The organism is Streptomyces sp. NPDC001508, assembly GCF_040298665.1.
GTDB lineage: Bacteria > Actinomycetota > Actinomycetes > Streptomycetales > Streptomycetaceae > Streptomyces.
In genome coordinates, this window is the sequence record NZ_JBEPAP010000011.1 from 165,246 (window position 1) to 175,864 (window position 10,619).

The following is a 10,619-nucleotide window of genomic DNA, read 5'->3' on the forward strand; positions in this document are numbered from 1 at the left end:
GTTACCACCTGTAGATTCGACGGCGTTCGCGACAGGTGAGAGACGGAAGAGGTGGCGCGACCAGATGGGCGTGAGCATGGGGACGGCCAAGATGTGGGTGGAGCGCTGGGAACGGCAGCAGCAGCGTTACGCCGTCGACCGTGAAGGGCGGTTCACCGTGATCGCGGATGTGGTCGGGCACCTGACCGCCGGTTGCGGGCGACCGCTCCTCCTCGACCTGGGCTGCGGACCGGGCTCGTTGGCGGCGCGGCTCGCCGGACGCCTGCCGGGCGCGCAGATCGTCGCCGTCGACATGGACCCGGTCCTCCTGGAACTCGGCCGCACCCACCACGCGGACGCCGCACGCTACGTCGACGCCGTCATCGGCGACGACGACTGGACCGACACGCTCGGCCTGGACCGGCATCTGGACGCGGCCGTCTCGACAACAGCCCTGCACTACCTGTCCGAGCCGGCCCTCCTGCAGACATACCGCCGCCTCGCGGGACTTCTGCGACCCGGCGGCGCCCTCGTCAACGGCGACCACTTCCCCCAGTACGGCTCGCCCCTCGCGGAGCTCACCGCGCATGTGGGCCGCCGCAGGGCCGAGCGATCACGTGCCCACACGCACGAGGACTGGGAGTCCTGGTGGGCCGAGGTGGCCCAGGACCCGGAACTCGCCGACTTGTTCGCGCAGCGAGAGCAGCGCCGGGCCGCCCAGCCGGCCGGCGGGCCGGGCGGCCACCTGACCGCGGCCCGGCATGCCGAACTTCTGCGCGAGGCCGGCTTTCGCCATGTCACGTCCGTCTGGCAGTTCGGCGACAGTCGAGTCCTCGTCGCGGTCAAGGACTGATCCGTACCGCCTGTGCGCTCCCCGAGCCCACGAGGACGACTCCCTGCCGGGTCGCGGACGGCCGTCACAGGGCGAGGCTCATCAGGATCTCGTCGCGGTCGTCACCGGGGGCCACCCGCAGCGCCCCCGGCCATCGGCCGACCTCGACCCAGCCCAGCTTGCGGTAGAACTCCTCAAGTCCCAGACCTGATCTCGCGGTGAGCCCCAGTCGTTCCAGGCCCATCTCGTCACGGGCGACGCCTGCAAGACGGCGCATCAGCGTGGCACCGATCCCCAGGCCACGGAACCTGGTGTGCGTCTGCACGTGGTTGACCATGCCGCAGTGCGCGACGAGCGGGTGCGGATCACGGTGAAGGAGCAGCCATCCCGCCAGCACACCCTCCACGGTGGCCACGAGCAGCCTGCTTTGCTGCGGATCCAGCGTGTGGACGATCTGGTCGAGCACCGGCCCGACCTCCTGCGCACTCACCGGTGGCAGGGAGAACCCGTGGGGGATGACCGCCCCGCCGGCATTGCTCACCGTCACCCAGCAGTCGACCAGCTCCCGCCTCAGGCCGGAGGTCAGCTCGTGGGGCCAGGTGATCTGTGTGAACTCGGGTGACCCCACTGTCTTATGCGCTGCCATGGCGATCAGCCTGCCAGACGTCCTTCGACGGCGGTGGCGAGTCGGCGGTCACGCGGCGTCGAGCGTGGAGGCGAAGCCGGCGGGCAGGGAGGCAGGCCACGGGCCGGCGCTTTCGACACACAGGGCGCCACCGGCGGCGTCCCAGGAGAGCAGGGTGTCAGGGCGGTCGGCGAGCCGGAACCGGCCCCTGTTGCGGGCCGCCGCGCAGCACAGGTCTTCCCGGCGGTGGGCCGGAGCTTGATGACCGGGCGGAGTTCGGTGCGAGCCACGAGCGCTACTATGTGGGAACGATTTCCATTACCGATAGGTATCGTTCAAGGAGAGGCAGGTCATCCTGTGTCCGCCCACTGCCAATTGACCGGCGCCCAACCAGGCTTCGGCAACAACATCTCCCACTCGCACCGGCGTACCTCCCGCCGCTTCAACCCGAACATCCAGCGCAAGCGGTACTGGCTGCCCAGCGAGTCCCGGTACGTCCGGCTGACGCTGAGCGCCCGCGGCATCAAGACCGTCGACACCATCGGCGTGGAAGCGGCTGTCGCGCGCATCCGTGCCCGGGGAGGGAAGGTCTGATGGCCAAGCGGAGCAAGATCGCGATGAACGAGAAGCGCAAGGTCGTCGTCGAGCGCTACGCCGCCCGGCGGGCCGAACTCAAGGAGATCATTCGGCGTCCGTCCTCGACGGACGCCGAGCGCGGTGCCGCGCTCGCCGAACTGCGTCGGCAGCCGCGAAACGCCAGCGCCACCCGCGTCCGCAACCGGGACAGCGTCGACGGCCGCCCCCGGGGACATCTGCGCAAGTTCGGGCTCTCCCGCGTCCGTGTGAGGGAGCAGGCGCACGCGGGCTTCCTGCCCGGTGTCACCAAGTCGTCCTGGTGACGGCAGTCCCTCCGTGCGCACGGAGGGACGCGAGGGGGCGCGGCTCACGTCCGGGCCGTGCCCTCGCCCAAGGCGGTACGAGCATGCCGGGGAGCCCTGGCGTGCTCGTGGTCGCCGCCCGTGCTGATGCGAGAGGTGAGGCCGAAGTGGAAGCCGTCCGCTGTGAGATCCGGCAGGAGGGCACACATGAGTGACGCCGCACGCGGCCACCGGGGCCGTCCCTTCACCCTTGTCGTCTGCGCCTCCTGTGAGGCCGCCACCGGTCAGGTGCTGGACGAGCTGCGCCGGGCGGTCCGCGACAGCCCCCACGGCGTCATGATCTCCACAGGATGCCTGCGGAGGATTCTCCACTGCGCGGGCCGACGAGGGCCGCACGCCGCCGTACAGCCGTGCACGGCGGAGCGCAGCCCCACCGGAGCCGTCGTGCGTCTCGGCCCGCTCGTCACCGCAGCCGACGTCGCGGCGGTCGGGGCGTGGCTGCGAGCCGGAATGCCGGACGACGGCACCCTGCCCGACAGGCTGCTGGCGCCGCCCGCCCCGCCGAGCGTCGCGCACCTCAACTGAGGCTGGACGGTGTAAGCAAGGGTCTGTTGAGCGTGGTGACCGGCAACACGCCCGGCGTTCGCGGTGCCGTGGCCGACCAGGTGCTGAGGCTTGCTTCTCGCGCTGTGGTCCTGGCGGTGTCGATCCAGGCGCAGGGCGAGGGACACCCCACTGTCCAGCGCTTCCTCTCCGGCACCGGGACAGCACTTGCGGGCAGGGCGTTGCGGGGTGCGACAGGTGATCCGGTCGTCATCCTGCGCCAGGACCTGCTGTCGCTGCGCCGTTCGCCGGGCGCGGCACACGTCGTCCTCGCGCCGCCGGACAATGTCGACGCCCTCCCGCTTCTGGTGGAGCTGTGGCGTCCTCGGGTGACCAGCGGATCGCTGGGGGAGTACTACGACCCGGCCCCGATCGTGGTCGGTATCGACACGGAGTCGTTCATGGCGGACATCGGCTGTGTCCACCGGGCGGAACGACTGTGGAGCGGCGGCCTCAGCCGCGGCCGGGCGGCACGGATGGGGCGGCACGGGAGCTTCCCGCCTCGCTCGTCCACGCCCTGCCGGAGGCCGCCGACGAGGAGTGGCGGTGCCGACTGGAGCCGGGGTCAGGGCAGTTGGAGGAGATTGAGCCGGTACGCCTCGGCCTGGGGCAGCCGTTGGGCGGCTAGGCCGGACAGCATCTCCTGGTACGCGGCCGGCAGTTCGTCGTACATCCGGGGCGGGAGGCTGCTGAGCGTGTGGGAGGCGAGGATCTGTGTCCCCGGTCGCCATTCGGCGAGTTCGGCCGGGTCGTCGCAGGTCCACTGCATGCGGGCCTCGACCTTGCTCATCGCGTCGTGCCGGTCCTGAGCGTCGATGAACGCGGCGCCGGCGGTGTCGAGGGCGAGCAGAGAACCGGGGAAGCGGTCGGCGAGGAGCCCGACGACGTGACGCACATCCGTCTCGCGCAGGAAGGGCAGGACGGCTTCCGCGACGAAGAAGCAGGGGCCGCCGGCCTGAGCGGTCACCCCGTCGGCCCACGTCTCGTCCGTCACCGACGCGGCGATCATCGTCCTGCGTGGGGTATCGGCGAAGAAGGTTCTGCGGAGGTCGATCACATCGGGCAGGTCGAGGTCGAACCAGCGGGCCTGGGCGTGGTCGACGCGTTCATACCTCGTGTTGAGCCCTGTGCCGATCTCCACCACGGTGCCGGTGGGACGAGTGGTGAGGAAGTCCGTCACCCACCGGTCGAAAAGGCTGGTACGCAGCACTGCTCCGGTCAGGCTGGGCAGGTTGTCGAAGCGCGCGAAGTCGTAGTCGATCGACGCGACGATCTCCGCGGCCCGGGTATCGCGCAGCGCGGGCTGCTCCTTGCGGTTCTCCACCGCGCGGCCGTACAGCGGGATCAGCAGGGTCTCCTGGACCCTGCCCAGGCGTATGCCGTGCTCTGCCATGCCGACCTCCCGGATCGGGTTCCGTGCCGGGCCGGACGGTGCCGTGGCTGCGTCCACCGCCCGGCCCGGGGTCTCAGGTACCCGCGACGAGTGCGGGCTGCTCGTGTTCGCAGGTGTCGTCGATGCCGTAGGTGTCCCAGGCGGGGAACGGGTCGACGGGCGGCAGGCTCTCGCCGTCCGCCATGAGGCAGTCGGTCAGTGCCGCTCGCAGCGCGTCCGCGTGCAGGTCCGTGCCGATGAAGACCAGTTCCTGAGCGTCGGGACTCTTGGCGTCGCGGGCGGCGGAGGGCTCGAAGCGGGCCACGGAGCCGGCCTGCGACCACAGTCCCGTCACGAGCGGGCGGCTGGCCAGGGTGAAGAAGCCCTTGGACCGCAGGATCCGCCCGTAGGCCCCGCTGTCGAGTTCCTCGGTCACGAACGTCCACAACCGGCCCGGGTGGAAGGGCGCTTCGGAGCGGAACACGGTGGAGGAGATGCCGTACTCCTCCGTCTCGGGCACGTGGTCGCCGTTGAGTTCCCTGACCCATCCGGGGGCCTGCTGGGCGCGTTCCAGGTCGAACAGCCGGGTGCCGAGCACGTCGGCGACCCTCACGCGGCCGTGGGCGGCCGGGACGATGCGGGCGGCCGGGTTGAGGCGGGCCAGCGTGGCCCGGAGCCCGTCAGCGGTCTCCGCTTCGACCAGGTCGAGTTTGTTGAGCACGATCACGTCGGCGAACTCGATCTGGTCCATCAGCAGGTCGCTGACGGTGCGTTCGTCGTCCTCGTACTGGTCCAGGCCGCGCTCGACGAGTTCGTCTCCGCTTGCCAGTTCGGCCAGGAAGTTCGCCGCGTCGACGACGGTGACCATGGTGTCCAGGCGGGCGAGGTCGTCCAGCGTCGCCCCGTCGTCGCGGGCGAAGGCGAAGGTGGCGGCCACCGGCATGGGTTCGGAGATGCCGGACGACTCGATGAGGAGGTAGTCGAAGCGGCCCTCGCGGGCCAGCCGGTCGACCTCCTCCAGCAGATCGTCGCGCAGGGTGCAGCAGATGCACCCGTTGGTCATCTCGACCAGCCGTTCCTCGGTGCGCGACAGGGCGGCCTCGCCGCCGCGCACCAGAGCGGCGTCGATGTTGACCTCGCTCATGTCGTTGACGATGACGGCGACGCGCAGGCCCTCGCGGTTGCTGAGGACGTGGTTGAGCAGGGTGGTCTTGCCGGCGCCGAGGAAGCCGGACAGGACGGTGACGGGCAGCCGGTCGGGCCGGTCGTACGGCACGGAGCTCAGCCCTCGGGGCGCAGCAGCCCGCGCTCGTACGCCTTGGCCAGCCGCTGCGGCACCAGGTAGGGGACGCCGTCGACGGTGACCGGCACGAGCTGCGGGGTGGTGGCCTTCCACTGGGCGCGGCGGTGACGGGTGTTGCTGCGGGACATCTTCCGCTTGGGTACGGCCATGTTGTCCTCCTGGCTGAAGCTGATGGGCGAGGTCAAACGCTACATGAAAATGGAACCCATTACGAATGGTGGCCGTCGCGCCGGCCAACCAGGGTGTCTGGAGGCGGACACGGGACGGAGCCCGCGAGGGCCCGACACCGCGCGGCTCACCGCCATGTGCAGCCCCCCGCTGGTCCTCAGCCCCGTGACCGCACCGGCCACGGCCCCGGGCCCTTCCCCGACGAGGAGACCGAGCCAGGCGCAGCCACCGGCGAGGAGCGCCGTGGGCGGAACGGACAGGGACCACAGCCTCTTGAGTCGCTCGCTCATCCCGGCCCGCCCGCGCGCGGGTGATCGGATACTCCCCGGGCCACACCCCGTCCGCGGAGGCCGTCTGTCTGTCCTGCGTTCCGTGCACGGAACCTCACTTGTTTCCTGCCGCGGCTCCGCTCACCGGCCGTCGCCGGACGGCGCGACCGACATCTGTCCGAGGGGGGTGCGGGAAGACAGCGAACCGACAGAATTTCGTAGGGCGTTGACGGCAGGCGCGGACCGGGCGGAGGAAGCCGTCCGGGCCGGGACCAGCGGCTCAGCGCAGCGCGGCCACCAGTGCGTCGCCCGCCGAGCACCAGATCTGCCGTGCCTCGGCGAAGCCCTGTTCGCGCAGCGTGTCGAGGTGCCACTGGACAGCGGTGGGGCGGTCGGGTTTCGTGCCCGCGGGCCGGGGCTCGCGCGGGTCGCCCAGCAGGGCGAAGCGGCGGGCCGCCGGTTCGGCGAGGGTGGGGTCGTCGGCGACCCGGCCCCACCAGTCGGCCCAGTCGAGGGCGCCCTCGCGGCGCTGCCGTTCCCGGCGTTCGGTGAGCAGGGCGTTCATGGCGGCGTTGAGGCGGGGCGCGGACTCGTCGTCCATGTGGTCGGCGTTGAGGAAGACGCCGCCCTCGCGTAGCAGTCCGGCCAGGGTGCCGTAGAGGCGGCGCAGTGGTTCGGTGTCCAGCCAGTGCAGGGCGGTGGCGGTCACGACGGCGTCGACGGACGGGTGGGGGAGCCGTGCGGTCCAGTCGGGGTCGGTGAGGTCGGCTTCGACGAAGGTGACGCGAGGGTCGTCGGCGAAGTGGCCGCGGGCGATGGTCAGCAGGACCGGGTCGATGTCGACGCAGACGGTGCGGGCGCCGGGGAGGCGTCGCAGCAGGCGGTCGGTGATGCTGCCGGTGCCGCAGGCGAGGTCGAGGACGAGCGGGGTGCGGTCGGTCACGGCCTCGACGACGTCGGTCATGACGCGGAAGCGTTCCTCCCGGTCCGGCATGTACCACTCCTGCTGGCGGTCCCAGCTCGTCTGCCACTGCTGCCAGTCGGTGGAGGTCGGGGTGGTGGTCATGGGTGCGGGTGTTCCCTTCACTGATCGCTCTGTTCGGTAAGGGGTGTTGGGGCGGTGCCCAGATGCCGGGACCGCAGCAGCAGGCGGGTGGTGTCGGCTGCGGGGGAGGCAAGGACCGTGCGGCTGCCGCCGCTTTCCACCACCGTGCCGGTGTTGAGGACGACCAGGTCGTCGGAAAGCCGCTCCACGAGTTCAAGATCGTGGCCGATCCAGAGCACCGCCGTGTCGCTCTGCTCGCGCAGACGGGTGATCTCGGCGGTGACCAGGTGGGTGCTGACAGCGTCGAGGACGGTGGTGATCTCGTCGCAGATCAGTACGTCGGGTTCGGCGAGCAACGCCCGTGCCAGTGCCACACGTTGCAGCTCGCCGCCCGACAGGGAGGCGGCGTACCGCGCCCTGTGCTCCGAGGTGAGCCCGAGCCGTTCCCACAGCTGCCGTGCCTGCCTGTCGGCCTCCGGTGTGGTGAGGCCGCGGAGTCGCACCGCGGTGCGAGCGACCTGTTCCAGGACGGTGCGCCGGTCGTCGAAGGAGTTGCGCACCTCCTGCCAGACGTACTGCACGCCGCGGATCTGCCGGGTGGTGCGGCGGCGGAGGGCGGGCAGCGGCTCACCGCGGTAGCGTTCGTGCAGTCCGGCGAGGCAGCGGGCGAGGACGGTCTTGCCGCTGCCGGAGGGGCCGACGAGCGCGGTACAACCCCCTTCCGGCACCCGCACCGTCACATCGTGCAGGACCTCGCCCCGTCGGCCGGGGCGCAGCCACGCGGTCAGGTTCCGTGCCTCCAGCACGGTCCTGGTCGGCCTCGCGGGCCCGACAGGCGTCGGGGGAGGGGGTGGTACCGCAGGGGTCAAAAGTACCTCCGGCGTGGGGCCCGCGGCGGCCACCCGGCCGTGCCCCAGCAGGACCGTGCGGGCGGCCACCGCGCGCACCAGGTCGTGGTCATGGCTCAGCTTGGCGTTTAACCTCGCGGGTCACTCGTCCTGCTGACCTGCGGTTCTTCATGGGACAGCGGAGGCGGCCGTTCTCCACGCTTCGAGATGTCGAGTCACAAAGCACGAGGGAACGGCCGCTGCTTATGAGTCTGCCTGTCGAGGTGCCCGGAATCGAGGCGTTGGGCCTGTTGTCCCGCTTTCGGGTCGAGTTCTACGAGTGTCTCTACAAGCGGGCGGACGCGCTCTTCGAGCTCACCGATGCGGTGCTGTGCGCGGACGGGCCGGTGAAAACCTTGGTCGAGCTCTCCTTGGCGGTCGAGCATCGGCGCGGGCACGGTGCGCTGTACGCGGCCCTGGACCGTGGCTGGCTGGAGCCGACACGGTTGCGTCGCGCGCTGGCGGGCCTGCCGCTGCCGAAGGCGGCCGACGGGCGGATCGTGCTCGCCGTGGACGTGTCGCACTGGCTGCGACCCGACGCTCCCACCAGCGGCGACCGGCTGTTCTGCCATGTCCATGGACGCGGTGACCGCAGCTCGGACCAGCTGGTGCCCGGCTGGCCCTACTCCTTCGTCGCGGCCCTGGAGCCCGGCCGCACCTCCTGGGTCGCTCTCCTGGACGCGGTCCGTCTGGGCCCGGCCGACGACGCGACGACCGTCACTGCCTCCCAACTCCGGGATGTCGTCGAGCGGTTGACGAATGCAGGTCACTGGAGACCGGGCGATCCGGACATCCTGATCGTGATGGACTCCGGCTACGACGTCGCCTACCTGACCCACGCTCTCGCCGATCTGCCCATCGTGCTGGTCGGGCGCCTGCGCTCTGACCGGGTCATGCTCCGCGACCCCGGCCCCGCCCGGTCGGGCCCCCGGGGCGGGCGTCCTCGCCGGCACGGCGGCGTCCTCACGTTCAAGAAGCCCGACAGCTGGCACGAGCCCGACGTCACGACCGCCACGGACACCACCCGCTACGGCACAGCCACCGCAACGGCCTGGGACCGGATGCATCCCCGGCTCACCCACCGCGGCCCCTGGCTGAACCACACCAAGGAAGAACTCCCCGTCCTGCACGGCACGTTGATCCGCCTGAAGGTCGAGCGGCTGCCCGGTGACCGCGACCCGAAACCGGTCTGGCTGTGGTGCTCGGCCACCGCCGCCACACCGGCGGACCTGGACCGCTGGTGGCAGGCCTTCCTCCGCCGCTTCGACCTGGAGCACACCTTCCGGCTGATGAAACAGACCCTGGGCTGGACCGCCCCGAAGGTCAGGAACCCCGACACGGCCGACCTGTGGACCTGGCTGATCATCACCGCCCACACCCAGCTCCGCCTTGCCCGGCCCCTTGCCGAGGACCTCCGCCGCCCATGGGAACGGCCCGCGGAACCCCGCCGCCTCACCCCCGCCCGAGTCCGCCGGGGGTTTCGCAACCTCCGCGCGGCAGCGGCCCGCCCAGCAAATGCGCCGAAACCGTCCCGACCGGGCCCCGGACGGCCTCCCGGCTCGAAGAACAAGCAACGGGCGAGGCGTCACGACGTTGGCAAGACCGTCAAACGCGCCGAATCAATCAAGGAACACCAAGACCAGCGAGGTTAAACGCCAAGCTCAGACCAGGCCTCGCCAGCGATCTCGGTTGCGACGCGCCGCCAGAAGCGGACTGCAGCCACATTGGCGTCTTGGAAGGCGACTTCCCACCGCCCTGGATGGCTGGCGACGACCTGCTGAACTGCCCGCAGGCCGATCCCCGCCCTGCGGGCTCCGCGAACCACGAAGAAGCTGTTCAGTACATGCGTTGGCTCCGTCAGAGCACGGACGAACGCGAGACCGACAGGGAAATCGCCACTGGTCAGCAAGTACGGCGCCCAGCCGGTCTCCGTGAAGGCGGCCTCAAGCCGCTCACTGCGGAACGTCCCGTCGGGGAAAGGGAGCAGGCCGCCGAATTCCGACATGTCGTGGCGGAACATGAGCCACAGTCGTTCGATGGTAGGACGGTCGTCAACGGTCGCGAGGCGCACTGAAACGTCTGGCATGGCACTCCTTTGGACAGGGGACCGACCGTCGGACATGCCTATGCCGAACTCAGTGGTCGGTGCCGCGGGCTTACGCCCGAGAGGGGTGGTCATGCCCCGGGCGGTGGCCGACGAGGCATGAAGAAAGCCTCCCCGGGGATAGGCGTCCGACCGGGAAGGCTTCAGTGATGACAGGGATCATAGCGTGGCCTTGACGGCGCCGTCTGCCCGACCACATGGAACTACAGCGGACAGGCTCCACGAGCTCTCGAATCAGCGATAGCGCCACAGGTGTTGCATCAGATATCCTAACACTGACCGGCGCTGAGCTGCCAAAACTTGCCCCAACTCGCCTCGCGCCACACGGTCACCCCCAGAGAAGTCGGCACACGGCGCTCGGCGGCAACGGTGTAGACGAAGAACTTCCCCGACTCGGCGAACACCTGATAGGGCGCCATGACATCCGTGGCCGCGGAGCCCTCGTTGCTGACCGCCACGGCCACCGTGATGCGGCCCTGGGGCACCTCCCGGGCAGCCGGCCAGGACCGGGCAGCTGATCCCCCAGGGGCGGCGGTGAAGCTGTCCGTCATGGA

13 protein-coding genes and 1 pseudogene are annotated in these 10,619 nt (G+C 70.5%); 5 read left to right on the forward strand and 9 right to left on the reverse strand.

The features are described from left to right. The first annotated feature begins 64 nt into the window (after positions 1 to 64). Entirely contained in the window at positions 65 to 832 is a 768-nt protein-coding gene (locus tag ABT245_RS13865) for a class I SAM-dependent methyltransferase (RefSeq protein ID WP_351732896.1), read from the forward strand. Between the two features lie 64 nt (positions 833 to 896). Here the strand turns inward: ABT245_RS13865 and ABT245_RS13870 are convergent, their stop codons facing one another. Continuing rightward, positions 897 to 1,457 (reverse strand): GNAT family N-acetyltransferase, encoded by a 561-nt coding sequence (locus tag ABT245_RS13870; RefSeq protein ID WP_351732899.1) that lies wholly within the window; start codon positions 1,455 to 1,457, stop codon positions 897 to 899. 81 nt (positions 1,458 to 1,538) lie between these two features. After that, a pseudogene (locus tag ABT245_RS13875) lies at positions 1,539 to 1,676 on the reverse strand (CobW C-terminal domain-containing protein); the annotation flags it as partial. A gap of 117 nt (positions 1,677 to 1,793) precedes the next feature. Here ABT245_RS13875 and rpmB point away from each other — a divergent pair. The 3 genes from rpmB to ABT245_RS13890 all read left to right on the forward strand — a co-directional run bounded on the left by rpmB (position 1,794) and on the right by ABT245_RS13890 (position 2,899). Further along, positions 1,794 to 2,030, forward strand: coding sequence for a 50S ribosomal protein L28 (gene rpmB, locus ABT245_RS13880; RefSeq protein ID WP_351732902.1), 237 nt, complete (start codon positions 1,794 to 1,796; stop codon positions 2,028 to 2,030). After that, on the forward strand, positions 2,030 to 2,335 hold the full coding sequence (rpsN, locus tag ABT245_RS13885; RefSeq protein WP_351732904.1) for a 30S ribosomal protein S14: 306 nt from the start codon (positions 2,030 to 2,032) through the stop codon (positions 2,333 to 2,335). The genes rpmB and rpsN overlap by 1 nt, the downstream gene beginning before the upstream one ends. A 186-nt stretch (positions 2,336 to 2,521) precedes the next feature. Then, positions 2,522 to 2,899, forward strand: a complete 378-nt coding sequence (locus tag ABT245_RS13890) for a hypothetical protein (protein WP_351732906.1) — start codon at positions 2,522 to 2,524, stop codon at positions 2,897 to 2,899. A gap of 583 nt (positions 2,900 to 3,482) precedes the next feature. On the opposite strand, the gene ABT245_RS13895 is transcribed toward ABT245_RS13890, so the two are convergent. The 5 genes from ABT245_RS13895 to ABT245_RS13915 form a co-directional block, all read right to left on the reverse strand. Continuing rightward, complete coding sequence (locus ABT245_RS13895) at positions 3,483 to 4,310, reverse strand: class I SAM-dependent methyltransferase (protein WP_351732908.1); 828 nt, start codon at positions 4,308 to 4,310, stop codon at positions 3,483 to 3,485. Between the two features lie 73 nt (positions 4,311 to 4,383). After that, positions 4,384 to 5,565 carry a GTP-binding protein gene (locus ABT245_RS13900; RefSeq protein ID WP_351732910.1) on the reverse strand — a complete coding sequence of 394 codons (1,182 nt, stop codon included), beginning with the start codon at positions 5,563 to 5,565 and terminating at the stop codon, positions 4,384 to 4,386. A gap of 5 nt (positions 5,566 to 5,570) precedes the next feature. Continuing rightward, the gene (rpmF, locus tag ABT245_RS13905; RefSeq protein ID WP_181658604.1) at positions 5,571 to 5,741 is read right to left on the reverse strand and encodes a 50S ribosomal protein L32; all 171 of its coding nucleotides are present in this window, start codon (positions 5,739 to 5,741) and stop codon (positions 5,571 to 5,573) included. A 568-nt stretch (positions 5,742 to 6,309) separates the two neighbouring features. Next, positions 6,310 to 7,095, reverse strand: a complete 786-nt coding sequence (locus tag ABT245_RS13910) for a class I SAM-dependent methyltransferase (protein WP_351732912.1) — start codon at positions 7,093 to 7,095, stop codon at positions 6,310 to 6,312. 17 nt (positions 7,096 to 7,112) lie between these two features. Next, positions 7,113 to 7,880, reverse strand: a complete 768-nt coding sequence (locus tag ABT245_RS13915; protein WP_351732915.1) for an ATP-binding cassette domain-containing protein — start codon at positions 7,878 to 7,880, stop codon at positions 7,113 to 7,115. A gap of 287 nt (positions 7,881 to 8,167) precedes the next feature. On the opposite strand from ABT245_RS13915, the gene ABT245_RS13920 reads away from it, so the two are divergent. After that, on the forward strand, positions 8,168 to 9,613 hold the full coding sequence (locus ABT245_RS13920) for an NF041680 family putative transposase (protein WP_351732918.1): 1,446 nt from the start codon (positions 8,168 to 8,170) through the stop codon (positions 9,611 to 9,613). On the opposite strand, the gene ABT245_RS13925 is transcribed toward ABT245_RS13920, so the two are convergent. Together ABT245_RS13925 and ABT245_RS13930 are read right to left on the reverse strand one after the other, a co-directional pair. Next, positions 9,610 to 10,047, reverse strand: a complete 438-nt coding sequence (locus tag ABT245_RS13925; RefSeq protein WP_351732921.1) for a GNAT family N-acetyltransferase — start codon at positions 10,045 to 10,047, stop codon at positions 9,610 to 9,612. The genes ABT245_RS13920 and ABT245_RS13925 overlap by 4 nt on opposite strands. Before the next feature lie 287 nt (positions 10,048 to 10,334). Beyond that, positions 10,335 to 10,619, reverse strand: a 285-nt coding sequence (locus tag ABT245_RS13930; RefSeq protein WP_351732924.1) for a hypothetical protein, incomplete at its 5' end; no start/stop codon positions are given.